Source organism: Pusillimonas sp. T2, from assembly GCF_002236805.1.
Classification (GTDB): domain Bacteria; phylum Pseudomonadota; class Gammaproteobacteria; order Burkholderiales; family Burkholderiaceae_B; genus Neopusillimonas.
On record NZ_NIQA01000003.1, the window covers coordinates 132,455 to 153,194 of the forward strand.

Annotated in this window: 20 protein-coding genes; 6 read left to right on the top strand and 14 right to left on the bottom strand. The window is 57.1% G+C overall.

The window, feature by feature from the left end:
* The first annotated feature begins 45 nt into the window (after positions 1 to 45).
* Positions 46 to 717, top strand: a complete 672-nt coding sequence (locus PuT2_RS06320; protein WP_093970214.1) for an SCO family protein — start codon at positions 46 to 48, stop codon at positions 715 to 717.
* Between the two features lie 114 nt (positions 718 to 831).
* On the opposite strand, the gene PuT2_RS06325 is transcribed toward PuT2_RS06320, so the two are convergent.
* From PuT2_RS06325 to xth, 11 genes are all read right to left on the bottom strand, one after another.
* Positions 832 to 2,223 carry a dihydrolipoyl dehydrogenase gene (locus PuT2_RS06325; RefSeq protein ID WP_093970525.1) on the bottom strand — a complete coding sequence of 464 codons (1,392 nt, stop codon included), beginning with the start codon at positions 2,221 to 2,223 and terminating at the stop codon, positions 832 to 834.
* Positions 2,220 to 2,792, bottom strand: a complete 573-nt coding sequence (locus tag PuT2_RS06330) for a nitroreductase (RefSeq protein ID WP_093970215.1) — start codon at positions 2,790 to 2,792, stop codon at positions 2,220 to 2,222. The genes PuT2_RS06325 and PuT2_RS06330 overlap by 4 nt, the downstream gene beginning before the upstream one ends.
* A gap of 17 nt (positions 2,793 to 2,809) precedes the next feature.
* Positions 2,810 to 3,544: a pyridoxine 5'-phosphate synthase gene (locus PuT2_RS06335; RefSeq protein WP_093970216.1), complete on the bottom strand. Its 735-nt coding sequence runs from the start codon at positions 3,542 to 3,544 to the stop codon at positions 2,810 to 2,812.
* Complete coding sequence (locus tag PuT2_RS06340; RefSeq protein ID WP_093970217.1) at positions 3,541 to 5,010, bottom strand: efflux transporter outer membrane subunit; 1,470 nt, start codon at positions 5,008 to 5,010, stop codon at positions 3,541 to 3,543. Before PuT2_RS06340 ends, PuT2_RS06335 begins: the two co-directional genes overlap by 4 nt.
* Entirely contained in the window at positions 5,007 to 8,174 is a 3,168-nt protein-coding gene (locus PuT2_RS06345; protein ID WP_093970218.1) for an efflux RND transporter permease subunit, read from the bottom strand. Before PuT2_RS06345 ends, PuT2_RS06340 begins: the two co-directional genes overlap by 4 nt.
* A 60-nt stretch (positions 8,175 to 8,234) precedes the next feature.
* Positions 8,235 to 9,470 (bottom strand): efflux RND transporter periplasmic adaptor subunit, encoded by a 1,236-nt coding sequence (locus tag PuT2_RS06350; RefSeq protein WP_093970219.1) that lies wholly within the window; start codon positions 9,468 to 9,470, stop codon positions 8,235 to 8,237.
* Between the two features lie 183 nt (positions 9,471 to 9,653).
* On the bottom strand, positions 9,654 to 10,448 hold the full coding sequence (locus PuT2_RS06355) for an ABC transporter ATP-binding protein (protein WP_093970220.1): 795 nt from the start codon (positions 10,446 to 10,448) through the stop codon (positions 9,654 to 9,656).
* 4 nt (positions 10,449 to 10,452) lie between these two features.
* Positions 10,453 to 11,343, bottom strand: coding sequence for an ABC transporter permease (locus PuT2_RS06360; protein WP_093970221.1), 891 nt, complete (start codon positions 11,341 to 11,343; stop codon positions 10,453 to 10,455).
* Between the two features lie 39 nt (positions 11,344 to 11,382).
* The gene (locus PuT2_RS06365; RefSeq protein ID WP_371596452.1) at positions 11,383 to 12,348 is read right to left on the bottom strand and encodes an ABC transporter substrate-binding protein; all 966 of its coding nucleotides are present in this window, start codon (positions 12,346 to 12,348) and stop codon (positions 11,383 to 11,385) included.
* 53 nt (positions 12,349 to 12,401) lie between these two features.
* Positions 12,402 to 13,172: a spermidine synthase gene (locus PuT2_RS06370; RefSeq protein WP_093970222.1), complete on the bottom strand. Its 771-nt coding sequence runs from the start codon at positions 13,170 to 13,172 to the stop codon at positions 12,402 to 12,404.
* Positions 13,169 to 13,960, bottom strand: a complete 792-nt coding sequence (gene xth / locus PuT2_RS06375; RefSeq protein WP_093970223.1) for an exodeoxyribonuclease III — start codon at positions 13,958 to 13,960, stop codon at positions 13,169 to 13,171. Before xth ends, PuT2_RS06370 begins: the two co-directional genes overlap by 4 nt.
* 92 nt (positions 13,961 to 14,052) lie before the next feature.
* Between xth and PuT2_RS06380 the strand changes: the two genes are divergently transcribed.
* From PuT2_RS06380 to PuT2_RS06395, 4 genes are read left to right on the top strand one after another with little or no spacing between them, the layout of a single operon-like run.
* Positions 14,053 to 14,376 carry a hypothetical protein gene (locus PuT2_RS06380; protein ID WP_093970224.1) on the top strand — a complete coding sequence of 108 codons (324 nt, stop codon included), beginning with the start codon at positions 14,053 to 14,055 and terminating at the stop codon, positions 14,374 to 14,376.
* A 38-nt stretch (positions 14,377 to 14,414) separates the two neighbouring features.
* Positions 14,415 to 15,050 carry a guanylate kinase gene (gene gmk / locus PuT2_RS06385; RefSeq protein WP_093970225.1) on the top strand — a complete coding sequence of 212 codons (636 nt, stop codon included), beginning with the start codon at positions 14,415 to 14,417 and terminating at the stop codon, positions 15,048 to 15,050.
* Between the two features lie 37 nt (positions 15,051 to 15,087).
* Positions 15,088 to 15,291, top strand: coding sequence for a DNA-directed RNA polymerase subunit omega (rpoZ, locus tag PuT2_RS06390; protein WP_093970226.1), 204 nt, complete (start codon positions 15,088 to 15,090; stop codon positions 15,289 to 15,291).
* Positions 15,292 to 15,304: 13 nt separating this feature from the next.
* Positions 15,305 to 17,584 (top strand): bifunctional (p)ppGpp synthetase/guanosine-3',5'-bis(diphosphate) 3'-pyrophosphohydrolase, encoded by a 2,280-nt coding sequence (locus PuT2_RS06395; protein WP_093970227.1) that lies wholly within the window; start codon positions 15,305 to 15,307, stop codon positions 17,582 to 17,584.
* A 13-nt stretch (positions 17,585 to 17,597) separates the two neighbouring features.
* Here the strand turns inward: PuT2_RS06395 and PuT2_RS06400 are convergent, their stop codons facing one another.
* The 3 genes from PuT2_RS06400 to PuT2_RS06410 all read right to left on the bottom strand — a co-directional run bounded on the left by PuT2_RS06400 (position 17,598) and on the right by PuT2_RS06410 (position 20,061).
* Entirely contained in the window at positions 17,598 to 18,437 is an 840-nt protein-coding gene (locus PuT2_RS06400; protein ID WP_371596455.1) for a peptidoglycan DD-metalloendopeptidase family protein, read from the bottom strand.
* Positions 18,437 to 19,300 (bottom strand): DMT family transporter, encoded by an 864-nt coding sequence (locus tag PuT2_RS06405; RefSeq protein WP_093970228.1) that lies wholly within the window; start codon positions 19,298 to 19,300, stop codon positions 18,437 to 18,439. Before PuT2_RS06405 ends, PuT2_RS06400 begins: the two co-directional genes overlap by 1 nt.
* Before the next feature lie 80 nt (positions 19,301 to 19,380).
* Positions 19,381 to 20,061: an ABC transporter ATP-binding protein gene (locus PuT2_RS06410; protein ID WP_093970229.1), complete on the bottom strand. Its 681-nt coding sequence runs from the start codon at positions 20,059 to 20,061 to the stop codon at positions 19,381 to 19,383.
* Here PuT2_RS06410 and PuT2_RS06415 point away from each other — a divergent pair.
* Positions 20,060 to 20,722 carry an arylesterase gene (locus tag PuT2_RS06415; RefSeq protein WP_093970230.1) on the top strand — a complete coding sequence of 221 codons (663 nt, stop codon included), beginning with the start codon at positions 20,060 to 20,062 and terminating at the stop codon, positions 20,720 to 20,722. The genes PuT2_RS06410 and PuT2_RS06415 overlap by 2 nt on opposite strands.
* Positions 20,723 to 20,740: the final 18 nt, after the last annotated feature.

Consider the following 20,740-nt stretch of genomic DNA (forward strand, 5'->3'; position numbering starts at 1 on the left):
CCCCTGCGGCCGTTTTACCTCGTTTACTTGTATCAGGGTCACACCATGCAATTTTCGCTAAAAGGCAAAGTACAACGTTTTGTCTCTACCGCTATCTTTACCGTGATTGCGGCCGCCGGCCTATCGGCTACCCCCCAGGCACTGGCCAACGCTTTACCCGGCGCCCCGGCGGTAGCCGACACCCCGCGCGAAACCCAGGTACATAAAATCCGGGGTTTTTTGCCCGATTTGCGTTTTAGCTTGGTCGGCCCGGGCGAAGCGCCTGTCACGGCCGCCACCTACAAAGGCAAAGTGGTCATGATGTTCTTTGGCTATGCAAGCTGCCCTGACATCTGCCCCACGACCATGGCGCAGCTTTCCCAGGTCATGCATGGGCTTGGCGACCAAGCCGACAACGTACGAATTCTGTTCATCAGTGTCGACCCGCACCGTGATACCTCTGAAAAACTCCAGGCCTATGTACAGGCATTTGATACGCACGCTATTGGGCTAACGGGCAGCGAAAAGCAAATAGCCGAAGTTGCACGCCGCTACCGGGTGGCCTACCAAATCGAAAAGCCACGCGCCGACAACCCCGACGCCTACGAAGTGGCCCACAGCCGGGGCATTTATATTTTCGACGCCGATGGCAAGGCCTCGATTCTGGCATCGGATAGCGAATCGGTTGAAGCCCTGACAACCGCAGTACGCAGCTTGCTGCCCGTCACACAGCAATAAGACATCGAAACACCGTGCATCAGCCCACGGTTCGCATAAAAATGATGGCGGCCCATGGCCGCCATTTTTATCGAGGTAAGCATTCGGGGGATCAAAGACGACCCCGCCGTTTAATCAGGCACTGATTTGTCGATTTGCGTCTCGCAATGCAGTGCGCAAGCCTTCCTCGATCACCGGGTGATAAAACGGCATATCAAGCATTTGTGAAATCGTCATGCCTTGCTGGCAAGCCCACGACAACAAATGCCCCAGATGCTCGGCCGCCGGGCCGACCATTTCGGCCCCCAGAAACCTGCCGGTTTGCTGCTCGGCGTACACACGTAACAGGCCACGGTTCTTGAGCATAACCCGCGAACGCCCTTGGTCGGCGAAGTCGACCTCGCCAATAACAACGCCGCTGTCAGGCAACTGATTGAAGCGCAAACCAGCATGCATGACCTGAGGGTCGGTAAACACCACCGACAGCGGTGCCCGTCGCGTACCCGCCGATACTGCAGGATACGCCGCCGCATTCTGCCCGGCGATACGACCATCGTCTGCAGCTTCGTGTAGCTGTGGCCATTGCGCGTTGACATCGCCAGCCAGAAATACAGGCACACCATCAAGCTGCAGCGTTTGCCGGTTAAATGCGGGCATGCCGCGATCATCGAGTTTGGCCAGCGTGTTCTCAAGCCCAAGGCCTGCAACGTTGGGGCGACGTCCAACGGCCAACAAAACATAATCGTAATGTTCGGTGTGCTGCCCACGACGATCGCGATACTGAACACGAACCCCTTGATCGCTGCGCTCAACCGAGCTCACCTCGGCATTCAGACACAGCGGGAACTCGGCGCTGAACGCCTGAAAGGCACTGTCGCGTACGGCAGGATCGGAAATGCCCGCCAGGCCGCCGCTGCGCCCCAAGACGGTCACGCGCACGCCCAGACGAGCCAACGCCTGCCCCAGCTCAAGGCCGATCACCCCGGGGCCGACAACCAGAACACTATCGGGTAAGGTGTCCCAGGCAAATACGTCGTCGTTGATAATGGCACGATCGCCCAGGCCAGCGTACATATCGGGCACAACCGCCGAAGAGCCCGTAGCAATAACGACACGCGACGCCTCGACAACCGTGTTGTCGCCCACCTGCAACTGCGTATTTCCGATAAAACGGGCATAGCCACGCAAGCGATCTGATGTCGGGATGCCATTAACGCTGTCAAGCACAAACCCGACAAAACGGTCGCGCTCTGATTTGACACGCTCCATGACCTGATGACCGTCGATACGGATCGGACCATCGACATGAACGCCAAACGGCGCGGTATGTCGCGCATGATGCGCTGCTTCAGCGGCAGCAATAAGCAGTTTGGACGGCATACAACCCACGCGGGCGCAGGTGGTGCCATAAGGGCCACCCTCGATCAGCAACGCGCTTAGTCCTGCTGCCTTGACCGCACGATATGCGGCCATGCCTGCTGTGCCGGCACCAATAATGGCGACATCGGTACGACGGGTCTGGCTCATTTCCATTCAGTCACGAAATCTTGGTAGTCGGGACGCGCGACCGGATCAGGCGTACCGATCGGCGTACCAATAGCCAGATACCCCAAGAATAGGTAATCGAGGCCGTCGTAACCCAGCGCTTCGTTGACCTCATCTACATAAGTCCCCAGGCCAGTGCTCCAGAACGCCCCATAGCCCAACATATGCGCTGCGTTAAGCATGTTGGTGGCAGCTGCCCCAGCGGCTAGTACACGCTCGTGCTCGGGGATTTTGGTATTGCTGTGGTCGATGCGGCAAGCCATGCCCACCAATAAAGGCACCTTGGCCAGCCAACTACGAATGGAGGCTTCTTTTTCGTCGGTTAAAGGCTTGCCTGCGCGACGGGTAGCACCAATGGCCAGGTCGGCAAACTTGCCCACGGCCTGATCGCGAATCAGCGTAAAGCGCCAGGGGCGCAACTTGCCATGATCGGGCGCGCGCATGGCGGCTTTCAAAATAAGATCGAGATGCGCATCGGTAGGCCCCGGCGCTTGTACAAACTTGTTCGATTGACGTGACAACAGAAAATCAACAGCACTAACAGATGACATGCATAATCCTTAAAGTTTTAGCCCGTTTGCGCGGCCCGAATCATGAGCGCCTTCATGTCGCGAATAGCCTTTTCCCAGCCATCGAAAACAGCGCGAGCCACAATGGCATGCCCGATATTCAATTCGGACACGCCGGGTAAGGCGGCCACGTGATGCACATTACCATAGTGCAAACCATGGCCGGCGTTAACCCGTAGACCATGCGATACCCCAGCAACAATGGCAGCCCGTATACGCTCGAGTTCGCTGGCTTGCTCGGTTGACCCCTCGGCCGCTTCGGCAAACGCACCCGTATGTATTTCAATAATAGGCGCACCCGCCTCGCCGGCCGCGGCGATCTGTTCAGCGTCAGGGTCGATAAACAACGACACCCTGATGCCTGCATCGGCCAACTGCTTGACCGCCGCTTGCACCTGGCTGAAATGGCCTCGGACATCAAGCCCGCCTTCTGTGGTCAATTCGGCGCGCTTCTCCGGGACCAGACAGACGTCTTGTGGCAACACCCGACAGGCGATGTCCAGCATTTCCGTCGTAATGGCACACTCCAGATTCATACGCGTCAACAAACGCGGACGAATGGCAAACACATCGGCATCTTGGATATGCCGGCGGTCTTCGCGCAAATGCAAGGTAATGAGGTCTGCCCCGGCCTGCTCTGCGCGTACAGCCGCTTCGATAGGGTCGGGGTAGGCCGTGTGACGCTGCTGGCGCAGCGTGGCGACATGGTCGATATTGACGCCGAGCTCGATCATGATGCGTCTTTACTTGCTTCGGGGGCTGCTGCCGATGGCGCCGCCGAGTTTTCGAGCCAGCCGCCGCCTAACGCTTTGTAAAGCTCGACACGGTTCATCAGCGAGTTCAGCCCGGTATCCAGAAAGCTGCGCTGCGCGTTATACAAAGTGATTTCGGCAGCCTGCACCTGCAGGAAGCTGTCAATACCATTGTCGTAGCGCAACTGCGCAATTTTCAGGGACTCGGCCGCCGACGTTTCGAGATCGCGCAATGCGTTCAATTGTTCGGCATAGGTCGCTTCGCCCGCCAAAGCATCGGCCACTTCACGAAACGCCGTTTGAATCGACTTTTCGTATTGCGAGACGGCAATATTTTTGCGCGCTTCGGCCAGGTCGAGGTTACCCCTGACGCCGCCCGAGAAAAGCGGCATCGTCAATTGGGGTGTAAACGACCAGAAACGGTTAGCCCCGCTGAACAACCCACCCATGGCGCCACTGGCAAAACCCAGCATGCCGGTCAGTGAGATATTGGGAAAGAATGCTGCCCGCGCGGCGCCGATATTGGCGTTGGCGGCCAACAGGCCGTTTTCGGCCGCAATGATGTCGGGACGACGCGTGAGCAAATCGGACGGCAAGCCTACGGGAATTTGCGCCAACAATTGATCTTGACTAAACGCCGTTGCCTGCGGCAAGTTGGACGGTGTTGTGCCCAACACCAGTAACAAGGCGTTTTGCGCCAGTTGTTCAGCCCGACGAATTTCTTGTAGATCGGCACGTACCGAGTCTAGCTGGCTCTTGGCCTGGTACAAATCAAGCGACCCAGCAACGCCAACGTCGTACCGTTGCTTGATCAGGTCGTAAGACGACTGACGCGCCTTGAGCGTGCGCTCGACCAAAGCCCGCTGCTGCTCGATGGCGCGTAACCTGAAATAGCTTTCAGCCACTTGCGAAATGAGCGTTATATGTACCGTGCGGCGCGCCTGCTCGGAAGCCAGAAACTGCTGATACGCCGCTTCAGACAAATTACGTACCCGACCGAAGAAATCGAGCTCGAACGAGGTAATGCCTACACCGGCCTGATAGACCCGGGTAACGCTGGGCGCCGACGCCCCGCCTGCACGCAGGTCGTCGGGCATGCTTTGAATAGACGCGTTGCCGCCAACGCCGATGGTAGGCAACCGCTCGCTTTGCTGAATGCCGAACAAAGCGCGCGCCTCTTCGACTCGGTCGATAGCGATACGCAAGTCGCGGTTATTTTCAAGGGCTACCTGAATCAACGACTGCAGCTGCGGATCGCGAAAGAATTCACGCCAGCCCAGGTCGGCCGAAGCACTAACCGGCATGGCCGCCGGTGATGTCGGCGCATTGGGGAACATACCCGGCACCGGCGCGACCGGACGCTCGTACTTAGGGGCCAAAGAGCAGCCCGCGAGCACCAGACTGGCCAGCACCGGCGCCAAAACAAATTTCAATGTAGAACGTGTCATGCTTGCCCCCCATCGTTGCCGGACTGGGGTTCCTGAGTCGGTTGTGAAGGCTTGCCCAGCAGTTTAGGGCGTGTCTTGAAAATCGTCATGATGACTACAAAAAAGGTCGGCACAAAGACCATCGCCAAAGGCGTAGCGGCCAACATGCCCCCTAGTACCCCAAGACCCACCGCGTTCTGGCTGGCTGCGCCCGCCCCGGTGGCAATGGCCAATGGAACCACACCCAAAATGAAGGCGAACGACGTCATGAGGATGGGACGGAAACGCAGCTTGGCAGCCTCGATTGTCGATTCGACCAGACCCTTGCCATCGGCATAGGCATCTTTGGCAAACTCGACAATAAGAATCGCGTTTTTAGCGGCCAGACCAATTACCGTAATCATGCCAACCTGGAAGTACACGTCGTTGGACATACCCAGCGCTGAAACCAGACCGACGGCGCCCAGCATGCCCAACGGCACCATGAGCATGACCGACAACGGGATCGCCCAGCTTTCGTACAGCGCGGCCAACAACAGGAAGACCACAAGCATGGCCAGACCCATAAGAACAATGGATTGACTGCCCGCCTGGATTTCCTGGTAAGAAAGCCCCGTCCATTCGTAACCGATTCCCGGCGGCAACTCTGCAATCAGGCGTTCGATTTCGGCCATGGCTTCACCGGTGGAATAACCGGCTGCAGCGCCGCCACCAATACGAATGGATTCGTAACTGTTATAGCGAACGACCTGAACCGCGCCTTGGTCCCAGGTGGTGGACACGAAGGACGACAACGGCACCATCTTGCCTTGATTGTTGCGCACGTTCAGCTTGAGAACGTCTTCGACCGACATACGGGCCTGCGCATCAGCCTGCACCCAGACGTTCTGCATACGACCCGCGTTCGGGAACTTGGAGACGTAGGAAGAACCGAGCGACGTCGCAATCATGGTGGAGACTTCGCTGAAACTCACGCCAAGCGCAGCCGCCTTGTCACGATCGATATCGAGGCGCAGTTCGGGGCCCGCACCCAGACCCGTGATACGGGTATTGGCAAGAATGGGGCTTTGCTGTGTCAGCTGCAAGAGTTGCTGCGATGCCGCCATCAGGGCCTCGTGACCAATGCCGCCACGGTCTTGCAGGCGCAAATCGAACCCCGAGGCGTTACCCAATGAGGAAATGGCCGGCGGCACAATGGCGAACACCATGGAGTCGGGCAGACCGAACAACAAACTTTGCGTGGCCTTGCCGGCAACCGCCTGGGCGGAGTTCTCCGGGCCGGGCCGATCTTCGAAGGATTTCAGGGGGACAAAGGCCAGGGCGGCATTCAGACCATTGCCGTTAAAACTGAAGCCTTGCACCGTCACCACGTTTTCAACGCGCGGGTCATTCATAAAGAACTGTTCGACACGCTCGATGGTTTCCATGGTCCGGTTCGACGTTGCACCCGAAGGCAGCTCCATGTTGGCAATAAGGTAGCCCTGGTCTTCCTCGGGAAGAAACGACGTGGGAAGCTTGGTGTAAAAGAAACCCAATGCGCCAAGCAGCACAACGTAAATGAGCATGATCCGGCCGGTGCGCTTGAGACTGCGACCTACCCACCCCTCGTAGCGATGCGTAACGCGATCGAAGGAACGGTTAAACCAACCAAAGAAACCTTTTTTCTCGTGGTGCGCGCCCTTGGCAATAGGCTTGAGCAACGTGCCGCACAAAGCCGGCGTGAAGGTCAGCGCCAAGAAGCCCGAGAACAAAATGGATACCGCCATGGCGATCGAGAATTGGCGGTAAATAATACCCACCGAACCGCTCATGAACGCCAACGGGAAAAACACCGTGGACAGTACCAGCGTCATGCCGACCACGGCGCCGCTAATTTGCGGCATGGCAAGCTTGGTGGCCTCTTTGGGCGGCAGGCCGGTTTCCACCATGATGCGCTCGACGTTCTCGACCACCACAATGGCATCGTCAACCAAAATACCAATGGCCAGCACCATGGCAAACATGGTCAGCACGTTGATAGAGAACCCAGCGGCCAACATGACCGCAAACGCGCCCAGCACGCAAACGGGCACCACCAGCGCTGGAATCAACGTATAGCGCACGTTCTGCAAGAACACGAACATCACGATGAACACCAACACCATTGCCTCGAACAAGGTATGAACCACCTGTTCGATAGAGATTTGTACGTAAGGTGTTGTGTCGTACGGAATGGAGTATGTAACGCCGGCCGGGAAGAACTTGGCCAGCTCTTTCATTTGTTGCTTAACGCCTTCGGCTGTCGACAAGGCATTGGCATTTGTCGCCAGCGACACCGCAAAGGCTGCCGTGGTTTTGCCATTAAGACGAGCGCCGAACTGATAGTTGTCGGAGCCTACTTCGACCCGCGCAACGTCTTTGACTTTTACACTTGACCCGTCGGGATTCGCCCGGAGCACAATATTTTCAAAGTCGGAAACCGACGACAACTCACCGTTGACCACAATAGGCGCCGACACCCGCTGATCATCGGGGTTTGGCGGGGCGCCTAGAATACCGGCAGAAATCAGCGTGTTTTGCTGGGCAACTGCTGCATTGACCTCGGACATGCTGAGATTAAAACCCACCAATTTGGCCGGGTCGACCCAGATGCGCATGGCCTTGGGCGCGGCAAACAAACGGAAGTCGCCCACACCCGGCACGCGCGAAATCGGGTTCTGGACATTACGCGAGATGTAATCGGCAAGCGTGACCTGGTCCATTGAGCCGTCGTCAGACGACAGCGCAACCACCAACAAGAAGTTGGAATTGGCCTTGCTGACCCTAAGCCCTTGCTGCATGACCGCCGCAGGCAATTGAGCCGTTACGTTTGAAATGCGGTTTTGCACATCAACTTGCGCAAGTTCAGGATCAGTTCCGGGTGCAAAGGTCGCCGTGATTTGTGCGTTCCCGTATGAGTCGCTGACCGACTCGTAGTACAACAGGCCGGTTGCCCCGTTGAGCTCGTTCTCGATGACACTGGCCACCGAGTTTGCGACATCTTCTGCCGATGCGCCAGGGTAACTGGCCTGAATGGACACGGCTGGCGGCGCAACTTCGGGGTATTGCGATACCGGCATATTCGGAATCGCCAGGAGGCCGGCCAGCGTAATGGCCAAAGCAACAACCCAGGCAAAAACCGGTCTTTCGATAAAAAACTGTGGCATGTGCGCTTACTCTAGATTCGATTTAAAAGGGGCACACCCGGTGTGCCCCGACCGTCTGGATTATTCTTTGGCGGGCGCAGCGTCGGCCTGGCCGTCGCCGGCTGGCTTAGGCGCCTGCCCTTGCGGGTTTGCGCCCGAACTTTGTGCATCAGCCTTCCAGGGTTGCGGCGCAACCGGTGCGCCTGGACGGATCTTCTGGAAACCTGCAACAACCACGACATCGCCAGCCGAAACCCCTTTTGTGATCAAGTAGCTGCCGCCAACCGAAGGCCCGACCGTCACCGGCACAGTCTTGGCTACGCCCTCTTGTACGATGACCAGAGAGCTGTCTCCGTTGGTGTCGCGCTGTACCGCCTGCTGAGGCACCAGCAAGGCCTTTTCATCAACGCCCTGATCAAGCCGTACACGCACGTACATGCCCGGCAACAAAATTTGGTCTGGGTTAGGCACTTCGGCACGCAAGCTGACTTGACCGGTAGACGGATCGACAGAGACCCCGGAGAACAGCAACTTGCCGGCTTGATCGTATTCGGTGCCGTCTTCAAGCAGTACCTTGACTTGTGTGCTGCCATCTGAGGACTGCGTCAAAACGCCGCTGGCAATGGCCTTGCGCAGCTGAGCCAGCTGTGTTGTAGACTGCGTGATATCGACATAAACGTTATCAAATGACTGGACATCGGCCAGCATTGTGGCCTCGGCTGCACTGACCAGGGCCCCTTCAGTAACGTAAGCTTTGCCAATACGACCGGCGATAGGCGACGTCACTTTTGTGTACCCCAGATCGATGTCGGCAGACTGCAGGGCAGCCTTGGACGCAGCAACGGCGGCATCGGCTTGTGCGGCAGCGGCCATGGCGTTGTCATATTCTTGTTGGCTGACAGCACGATCTTTGACCAGACGCGCATACCGGTTAGCCAATAGCCTTGCGCTACGGGCATCGGCCTGGGAACGCTGCAGCTGAGCCGCCGCCTGGTCGCGCACCGCCTTGTAGGGTGCGGGGTCTATAGTGAAAAGATGCTGGCCCTCTTTAACGTTGGACCCTTGCTGAAAATTGATGGCGGTAACAATACCGGTAACCCGTGCCCTAACCTGAGCGTCTTGCAGCGCAGAGACGCGGCCGGGCAAATCGACGGTGACCGTGGCCGCCTTGGGCTCGACCGTAATGACACTGACCGGAACCTTCATGCCGCCGGGGCCCTGCGCTGGGGGATCGCCGCAAGCGACCAGGGTAAGAACTGAAAAAAGTACAGCTAGGCGTGCTTTACTCTGCAGAGCGGGCAGCAGAAGATTTGGCATGTAACGGCTCCGGCTAAAACCCGGCTGTGCGGGCGCACGCCGGGCCTGTAAGGTTTGGTAAAAAAGGCAGTATATAACGAAACCCACCAGTACAGTAATGGCGAATTTATTACAAAACTTTACTGCACACAAGCAAGTTTGACCAGACCGAAACAAGGCGCAAACGTGCGACGTACCGCTGAATTACCCTAGCAAAAGGGCGTCGTCAGACACCGTTTCACCACGCACACGCTCGAACATGGCCAGTAACTTGGGCACATCCATACCCTCGCGCTCTGTTCCGGAAACATCGAGCACAATGTTACCCTGATGCAGCATGATTGTGCGATCTCCGACATCGAGCGCTTGTCGCATACTGTGCGTGACCATCAGCGTCGTCAATTTATGCTCGTGCACAATTTTGCGGGTCAAGTCGATGACAAAGTTTGCCGTACGCGGATCAAGCGCGGCGGTATGTTCGTCGAGCAACAAAATTCGCGACGGCTGCAACGTCGCCATCAGCAAACTGACTGCCTGGCGCTGCCCGCCCGACAGCAACCCGATACGATCGGTCAGCCGATTTTCCAGCCCCAGACCCAGCGTTGCAAGGGCGGCCCGAAACTGTTCGCGTTGTGCCTTGCGCACGGCCCGCGTCAACCCGCGCCGCTGCCCCCGACAAAACGCCAGCGACATGTTCTCTTCGATCGTCAGGTCTTCGCAAGTACCCGCCATCGGGTCTTGAAATACCCGCGCCACGCGGGAAGCCCGCGCCCAGACCGGTGCGCGGGTAACCTCAGTGCCGTCGATGACGATACTGCCCGAATCAACGGACAAATCGCCCGAAATGGCGTTGAGCAACGTTGATTTGCCCGCCCCGTTGGAACCGATAACCGTAATGAACTGCCCTGTCGGAATGTCGAGCGACAAACCGCGCAGTGCACGAGTTTCGATGGGCGTTCCAGCATTAAACGTAATGTGAAGGTCTTGTGCTTTCAGCATGACATTACCCCTTGGTGCCCGAACGCAAGCGCTTTTTAAGTAGCGGGATGACCAGAGCCACCGTCACCAGCACAGCCGTAATCAAATTAAGGTCTTGCGCCTGCAAACCAATAAAGTCGGCGTTAAGGGCAAGCGCCACAAAGAACCGGTAAAGCACCGCGCCCAAAATGGCGGCCAGCGTCATGAACAGAATACGGCGCGATGACAAAACGCTTTCGCCGACAATGACAGCCGCCAGACCAATGACAATAGTACCGATACCCATGGAGATATCCGCCCCGCCCTGCGACTGTGCGAACAATGCACCGCCCAGCGCACAAAGCGCGTTGGCGATGGCCAGCCCCAGTATGACCATTGAGCCGGTGGCCACGCCCTGAGCCCGCGCCATGCGCGGGTTGGAGCCCGTAGCCCGCATGGCCAGCCCCGACTGGGTGCCCAAGTAGGCATCGAGCAGCAGCTTGACCACCAGCACGACCAGCACCATCAGCAACGGCCGGAAGACAAAGTCATCGAAGCTTTGCGGTTGCAATTCGGTAAAGACCGTAGGGTCAGTGATGAGCGGGATATTGGGCGCGCCCATGACGCGCAAATTAATCGAATACAACGCGATCATAACCAGGATGCTGGCCAGCAAATCCATAATTTTGAGCCGGATATTTAGCCACCCTGTCAGGGCGCCGGCCAGGGCGCCAGCTGCCATAGCCGCCAGAGTTGCTATGAACGGATCGACATCAGCACCGATTAGTACTGCAGCAACCGCGCCGCCCAACGGAAAGCTGCCGTCGACAGTCAGATCGGGAAAACGCAGTATGCGAAAAGAAATCAGGACGCTCAAGGCGACCAAGCCAAAAATAAGGCCGATCTCCAGCGCGCCCCACATCGAATAAATGGACATGCCAGCTCCGGGCCGGGGTTACCCCGGCCAGATGTGAATTTATTGAATAACGTTTGCCGCCGATTTGATCAGGTCGGGAGACAACGTCACCCCCTGCTTCTTGGCAGCATCCAGGTTCAAGTGCAGCTCGAGCTTTTCGCCCATTTGAGAAGGCATCTCACCGGGCTTGGCCCCTTTCAGGATCTCGACCGCCATTGCGCCAGCCTGCAACCCCAGGTCGTAGTAATTGATACCCAGCGCTGCGATTGCACCCCGCTTGACGCTGTCGGGATCGGAGGCCACCAGCGGAATCTGAGCATCGTTACCGACTTTGACCAGCGCCTCGTAGGCCGAAACCACGTTGTTGTCGGTGCTGGTGTAAATGACATCGACGCGACCGATAAGACTGCGTGCGGCGGCCCCAACGTCGACTGTACGTGGCGCACTGACTTCAGCCAGAGTCATGCCGTAATCAGGCAGCAGCTCACGCATCTGACGCACAACCACCGCAGAATTGGCCTCGCCGGGGTTGTACACCATACCCACTGTTTTGGCGTTGGGCACCACCTGTTTGATCAACTCGATTTGACGCGTCAGTTCAAGCTGATCGGAGACCCCGGTAACGTTGGTGCCCGAGGGCTCGAACGAAGGCACTAACTGAGCTTCGACGGGGTCGGTCACTGCCGCATAGACCACCGGAATGCTTTTTGTGGCCGCCACGACGGCTTGCGCCGACGGGGTGGCAATAGCAACAATGACGTCCGGCTTGTCACCGACAAACTTGCGGGCAATTTGTGCCGCGATAGCGGTATTGCCCTGCGCCGTCTGGAACTGCCACTCCAGACCTTTGTCTTCGGTGAACCCAGCCTTTTCGAGCGCCGCTTTGACGCCATCTTTCAGCGAGTCAAGCGCGGGATGCTCGACAATGGAAGTGACGGCGACCGACTGGGCCCCCGACAAGGCAGGCAACGCAAGGGCCAGGGCCATTACGGCGCCCATTACAGGTTTAATCATTGCTGACCGCATAGAGGTTCTCCTGAAGATAATGAACGCTATTTTACTGAAACCTTAAAAACAGATTAAAAGCTCGCACGGCCTGTAGACCGAGTCTGCGACAACAAAGAACGTGCCCACTGCACAGCCGGCAAACCGTAATCGCGCTCGACGACATGGGCGCGGTCAAGTAGCTCGGCCACCGAGACATCAAGCAACGGTCCTTTCAAGGCCAGTATCACCCGATTGCCTGCGTCAATTTCCGGCAACTCGATCACCCGTCCGTCAAAGGCCTCGCGAATCCGTTGGATGTTCTTTGGAAAGCTGGCATGGTCACCGAACAGGTTCACTGTCATAACGCCAACGTCATCCAGCGCGTGATAACAATCCTGATAAAACGCAAGGGAATCGCGCACAGGACCTTGCGCCTCAGCATCGTACAAGTCCACCATAAGCGCGCGAAAACGCCCGACGTTTTCGGGGCGCGCCACCCAAAGAGCGGCATCGTCATGATCAATCACCGACCGCTTTGATTCGGGCAAGCGGAAATAAGCGCGGCAGATCGCTGTAACAGCAGGATTCCATTCGGCAGTGATCAGTTGCGAAGCCGTTGTCTTGTGCGCAAAGCGCAACAACGACCCCGCGCCCAGGCCCATAAAACCCAATGTATCGGTTCGGGTCGGTTCTAAAAACAGCAACCAGCCCATCATTTGCTGCGTGTAGGCCAGCACCAGCTCGGCGGGCCGCTTGACTCGCATGGCCCCCTGCACCCACTCTGAGCCAAAGTGCAAATACCTTACGCCATCAAACTCCGATAGCGTCGGATCATCGGCAGGCCCCGGCGCCAGCTTGGTCATGACAGCCCCTTGAAATCGAGGGTAGCCACCACCGGTGTGTGATCGGACGGTTGCTCGTTGCGCCGCGGCGTCTTATCGATGATGCACGCGGCGCAGTGCGGCACCAGAGGCGCCGAAAGCAAGACGTGGTCGATACGCAAGCCGGCATTGCGCCTGAAGGCAAACTGACGGTAGTCCCACCAGCTAAATGACTTCTCTTCTTGTTCGAACAACCGGAACGCGTCGGTAAGCCCCAACGCCAGCAAGCGCTGGAACGCCTCGCGCTCGGGTTCGGACACCAGGACATCGCCCGCCCATTTGGCCGGATCATGCACATCGGCATCGGCAGGCGCAACGTTATAGTCACCCAAAATGGCGAGCCGAGGGTAGCGCTGCATCTCGTCACGCAACCAATCATGCAACGCGGCAAACCACTCAAGCTTGTAGGCGTATTTATCGCTATCTACGGCCTGCCCATTAGGGCAGTAGGCGCTGATGACACGGATATCGCCCGCAACAGATGGCAGCGTCACCGCGATCACGCGCTGTTGGGGGTCTTCGAAGTTAGGCAAGTTAACTTGCACGTCGGTGCCAGCCTCGCGCGACAGCACCGCCACCCCGTTGTAGGTTTTCTGCCCTGCCCAGCTGGCTTTGTAGCCCAGCTCGGCCAGCGCCTCAACCGGGAATTTTTCTTGCGGCAATTTCAGCTCTTGCAAGCAAAGCGCATCGACAGGGTTGGCCTCAAGCCAGGCTATTACTTGCGGCAGCCTGACCTTAAGCGAATTGACGTTCCAGGTAGCTAATTTCATTGTGGCCAAATCACGACTAGAAAAGCGCACTAGCGTAGCATTTTCAGGGGCCGCACGCGTAATGCCCCCTGCGCATCAGTTACAATCTACCAATGAAAGTATCCAGCCAGATCGTGTCCGCCCTGCCCCAGGGCCTTATCCTCGATGTCATCATCGAAGACCTGACTTTTACCGCCTATGTGGTTGTCAGCGCGCCCGACATCCACCTGGTGGCCGAATTCGTTTCTCCCGAGGCCTACCAGCAGGCCAATGACTGGCACGTCACGGCTATCGAGACCGCCGACGATGCCGAAAACCAGGTGCGCGACATCGCGTTCAACATGAACCTGAATGATGCAGCCGTTTTTCTGTGCGCCGACACCGCCGCCTACGAAGCGGCCCTCGAAGCGCTTGGTCAGACGCCGCTGGCTGGCTAATGCTATGCTCATGCCCTTCACGCTAACGTAAATCTGTCATGACGATTTCTTCCGGCTCAATATTCATGGTGGTTGCCCCCAGCGGCGCAGGTAAATCAAGCCTGGTCAACGCCCTGCTCGAGCAAGACGCCAGTATTATGCTGTCTATTTCGTGCACCACACGAGCCCCCCGCCCCGGCGAGGTCGACGAGCAACACTACCGGTTTGTCACCCAAGACGAATTTCTTGTCATGCGCGACAACAACGCACTGCTCGAATGGGCCGAAGTCCACGGCAATTTTTACGGCACCCCGCGCGACCGCATCGAAGAGGCCACTCGCGCCGGGCGTGATGTCCTCCTCGAAATCGACTGGCAGGGCGCACGCCAAATCAAAAAGCATTTTCCCGACGCCATTGGCATTTTTATTTTGCCGCCCTCTATCGAGGCGCTCGAAAGCCGCCTTAAAAAGCGCGGGCAAGATGCCCCCCATGTCATTACCAAGCGTTTACTGGCCGCAGGCAGCGAAATGTCGCACGCCTCCGAATGCCAATATGTTATTATTAATCAAGAATTTAGCGTCGCTTTAGCACAGCTTTCGCAAATTATTTCGGCAGCCCGTTTGCGCTACCCGGCACAAGCGGCACGCCACGCTCAATTATTTTCCCAATTGGGCATCAGCCCAACGGCAAATTAAGCCGTCGTAACCCATTGTTTACCAAGGACATCACACCATGGCCCGTATCACCGTAGAAGATTGCCTCGCCAAAATCCCTAATCGCTTCAACCTGGCATTGGCCGCAACTTACCGTGCGCGCGAGCTGGCCCAAGGTCACGAATCGCGCATCGAAAGCAAAGACAAACCTACAGTAACGGCACTGCGTGAAATCGCCGCCGGCGTTACCGGCGTCGAAATGCTGCGTAAAGTACCTACCTGATTCCTGAGCGTTTATGGCGTTCTCCAGTCTTCGCGATGCTTCAACAGGGTTACTTGCTGTCTTCAGAAAAGGACCCCGGCTGCGACGACGCGCCCAAAAAACAAAAGGGAGGCCGGGTACCGCACCCGAACTTGCTACACCCGCCTCGCCCACCATCGCATCGCTGGCGCCATTAACCCAGATTCTGGCGCAGTACCTCGACGAAAAAGACATCGAACGCGTCAAAGAGGCCTACCGGTTTGCCGACCAGGCCCATCTGGGGCAGTTTCGCTCCAGCGGCGAACCGTATATTTCACACCCCATCGCGGTGACTGAAATCTGCGCCGGCTGGAAACTCGACGCCGATTCGCTTATGGCAGCCTTGCTGCACGACGTCATGGAAGACCAGGACGTCCCCAAACACGAACTGGCCGAGAAATTCAGCCCCGACGTCGCCGAAATCGTTGATGGTTTATCGAAGCTTGACCGGCTTGAATTTGCCACCAAGGCAGAACAGCAGGCTGAAAGCTTTCGCAAAATGCTGCTGGCCATGTCGCGTGACGTGCGCGTCATTCTTATCAAACTGGCCGACCGTCTGCACAACATGCGAACACTGGATGCGGTCAGTGCCGAAAAGCGTCGCCGTGTGGCGCGCGAAACGATGGAGATTTACACGCCCATCGCGCATCGGCTGGGGCTTAATGCCCTCTACCGCGAATTGCAAGACTTGTGCTTTCAGGCCACTTACCCCAATCGCTACGACGTCATAAAAAAGGCAGTCATGGCGGCACGAGGGAACCGTCGCGAAGTGCTGGGTAAAATCACTGACGCGGTCAAAGTGGCCTTGCCCGCTGCTGGCATCGAAGCCGAAGTCAGCGGCCGCGAAAAATCACTGTTCGGCATCTACAAAAAGATGCTCGAACAAAAAAAATCATTCTCCGATGTGCTCGATATCTACGGGTTCCGGGTTGTGGTACATACCCTGCCCGAATGCTATCTGGCCCTAGGCACACTGCATCAGCTTTATCGCCCGGTACCTGGCAAGTTCAAAGATTACATCGCCATCCCAAAGCTCAATGGCTATCAGTCTTTGCACACCACGCTGGTTGGCCCGTATGGTACGCCCGTCGAATTCCAGTTCCGCACCCGCGACATGGATCGCGTTGCCGAAGAAGGCGTCGCGGCGCATTGGCTATACAAAAACGACGACAGCAATCTGAACGTGTTGCAAAAGCGTACACACCAGTGGCTTCAATCGTTACTCGACATTCAAAGTCAAACGGGCGACTCGGGCGAATTCCTCGAACACGTCAAGGTCGACCTGTTCCCAGACGCAGTTTATGTGTTTACGCCGCAGGGCAAGATTGTCTCGCTGCCTAGGGGTGCAACCCCTGTCGACTTCGCATACTCCATCCACACCGACGTCGGCAACCAGGCGATTGCCTCAAAAATCAACGGCGAATTCTCGCCATTGCGTACCGAGCTTAAAAGCGGTGATGCGGTCGAAATCATCACGTCGCCGGCCTCTCGCCCCAGCGCACAGTGGCTGAACTACGTGCGCACAGGCCGCGCGCGATCTGAAATCCGTCACTATCTGCGCACTGTCAAATACGAAGAGTCCGTCGCCTTCGGGCGCCGACTCCTCATGCAGGCATTCGACCAGATCGGTATCGACTACCCGGCCGACGAGGACGCCAACTGGGACAAACTCGCCAAAAGCTCGGGCGCTTCGTCTCGCGAAGAAATTTTGGCAGACATTGGGCTGGGTAAGCGCCTCGCCGCAGTGGTTGCGCGCCGTTTTGCCCCAGAAAACCCCATTTTGGCCACCACTGCTGCCGCCGTCGACGAGCTCACCTCAGCGCACGCAGCGTCTATTATTATTCATGGCAACGAAGGCCAGGCCGTGCAACTCGCCAGTTGTTGCGGCCCCTTACCCGGCGATGCCATTGTGGGCGGCATTCGGCTGGGCCATGGTCTGGTTATTCATATGGCCGACTGCCCAGTTGCGCAGCGCCAGCGCGCCAAAGAGCCCGAGCGCTGGGTATCGGTGGCCTGGGCGTCTGATACCGCACGCCACCTGAACACGCGACTTGACGTTACCGTGATAAACGAACGTGGCGTACTGGGTCGCCTGGCGGCAGAAATTACCGACGCAGGCTCGAACATCACCCACCTGACCATGCAAGACGAGGCCACAGCCACCGGCTTGCTGCATCTTACCGTGCAGGTCGACAGCCGCAAGCATCTGGCTCAGGTCATACGGGCCATACGGCATGTGCCGCAAGTACAAAAAATTGTACGGGTGAAAGGCTAGCCTTCAGCTGGGCTTATTTCTTAGCCATGAACAAGGCCGGATCAACGCGCTGATTGTTCAGGCTGACATTCCAGTGCAGATGCGGGCCCGTGGCTCGGCCGGTAGCCCCCACTTTGCCAATGACTTGCCCACGCTTGACCTGCTGCCCCACCGTCACGTTTTGTGCCGATAAATGGCAGTACATGGTCACCAGGCCCTGGCCGTGATCTATGAATACGGTTTTACCATTGAAAAAATAGTCATCGACAATGGTCACGATGCCGTCGGCTGGCGCCTTGACTGGCGTACCCGTAGGCACGGCAAAATCGAGGCCAGAATGCGGGTTACGCTCTTCGCCGTTAAAAAACCGCCGCAACCCGAAGGGACTGGACAAACGACCCTGCACAGGCGGATCGAGCAAGATATTGCTGGGGGTGTCGGGCCTGAACTGCGCATAAGCAGCCATCTGCGCGTTGTATTCACGCTCGAAACGGGCCAGCTGCTCCGGGTCGGGAGACACATGCTTTTTATTTTTTAACGTAATGTGCTGCGACTTATATTCGCGAGTACCGACATTAAAAGCAATGGCTTTGCGGCCCTGGGGCAAATCCGCCTCAACGGTTTGTTTCCCCGGCTTGACGTCAAGCCCGATACCCACCAAAGCAATGTAGCGGGCATCACTGTCTTTAACGACCATTACCGGGTGGCTTTTATACGTTACGGCCGGCGGCTGCGGCAACAGCCCCAAATCGAGTACGGCAACCCCGCCCGGAAACGGGTGGTTAAGCGTACGGGCAATATAACCTTGGGCTTGCAAAACACCCGACACCATCATCAGCAGAAAAACAGCCACAGCCCGTTGAAACAACATCATTACCCCGCTCGACGCGTATTACAAATAAGTACGCCCGACAACACCACCACAAAACCAATAAGCTGGATAGATGTCAGGCGATCGCCAAAGATGAAATAGGCCTCGATAGCGACCAGCGCGGGCGACAGAAACATCAGCGAAGACGCCGTAGCGGCCTGCCCTCGCCGAATAATGTAAATAAGCAGCATTGTGCCAATACCAGTCAGTACAAATGCAGCCCAGAACAAAGACGCCCACAGCTGAGGCGACCACTCCCAGCGGGTTTCACCCAGAATAAGGACAAACACTCCGGTAAAAAACAAAGTGCCGAAATTCTGCAACGACAGGGCGACACGAATATCGACCGCCTGAATGGATGTCTTTTGCACAATTGTGCCGAAGGTAATCGACAACACGGCCAGCACGCCGATAAAAAAGGCCCATAACGGGAACGCGCCCACCCCAGTATTCATAAGGGCCGGCTGAACCACCAGGAACACGCCGATCATGCCCATGAAAATGCCGAACCAAACACGCCGTGTTGGGATCTCTTTGAGGATGGGGATAGCCAAGACGGCCGTCAGCAGGGGCTGCACCGAACCAATAAGCGCCATAACTGCCGGCGGCACACCGCCCGCAATGGCCCAAAACACCCCGCATAAATACATGCCCTGCAGCAAAATACCCGCCAGCATATGTTTGGGTACTTCGCGTAACGGCGGCCACTGAACCTTGCCATACAGGGCAATGCCAGTGAACAGCACCGCAGCAATACAGATGCGCACAAACAGGAATAAAGTCGGGTCGGCGTACGGCACAATGGCCTTGCCTACAATAAACCCCGTTGACCAGATAAATACAAACAGTGCTGCTATAAAAAACATTTTTTATTGTGTCCCGTGTAGTCTCCCCGCCGTAACATACCACAGGGCGAACAAGACCACATACCGCAGCAGCACATAGATCAGGCCGGCAGCGCCGCTATCGATCCGGCATGTAAACGCAACTCGCGGTCGCAACGCGCGGCAACGGCAGGGTCATGGGTCACCATGACCAGCGTCGCGCCCTGCTCTTTCAGCAACTCAAACATCAGCTCGATAATTTTCTGCCCGTTTTGCTCATCCAGGCTGCCGGTGGGTTCGTCGGCAAACAACACGTCGGGCTTGACCACAAAAGCACGCGCCAACGACACGCGCTGCTGCTCACCACCCGACAATGTCCTGGGGTAATGATTGGCACGGGCCGACAAACCGACACGCTCAAGCATCTGGCGCGCCGCCTGCTCTGCCGGCCGTCCGGCCAGCTCAAGGGGCAACATCACGTTTTCGAGCGCAGTAAGGTTGGGCAGCAATTGAAACGACTGAAATACAAAGCCCACATGACGCGCACGAAGCGCAGCCCGTCCTTCTTCATCTAAATCAAATAACGACTGCCCCATCAGGCTGACCGTACCCGACGAGGGAACATCGAGGCCGGCCATGAGTCCAAGCAACGTTGACTTGCCCGACCCGGATGCCCCGGTAATGGCCAAGGCCTCGCCCGCACGGGCGGTTAGACTAACGTTATCCAGAATAGTGAGTGTCCCTGTGGCGTCGGACACACGCTGACAAAGGTTTTTAACTTCTATAGAACAAGGCAGATTCATGCGAACTCGTTGGCTGTTATGTGTAGCAACCCTATTGTGCCTGATAACCAGTACGGTGATACGGGCAGAGCCCGCGACAAACCCCGTTCAACCCCCGGGCATTCTGGTCATTGGCGACAGCCTGTCGGCCGAATACGGGATGCGCAGGGGCACAGGCTGGGTCAACCTACTTACTGACCGTCTGGCACAAGAAAAATTCAATTTTCGGGTCAATAACGCCAGCATCAGTGGCGACACAACCAGCGGAGGCAAAAGCCGTCTGCCAGCCGCACTTGAACAGTATCAACCTCATATTGTCATCATTGAACTGGGCAGCAACGATGCCTTGCGCGGGTTGTCGCTGGACATGACGCGCGACAACCTCACCGATATGATCAAGATGGCCAAGAATGCAGGCAGTGAAGTAGTGCTGGTGGGCATGCAGATCCCACCTAATTACGGGCGACAATACACCGAGGCGTTCAAAAACCTTTTTACCGAACTGGCCAAAGCGCACGACACGGCATTGGTACCGTTTTTACTCGACGGTATCGCGGCCGACCGCGCGATGTTCCAGTCGGACGGGATTCACCCAAACGAAAATGCACAGCCGATTTTGGCAAAAAACGTCTGGGGCGCGCTTGAACCGTTATTGGTAAAGCGCAAGGCGCTAAAAAATTAATACGCCGCCGCGTCAGAC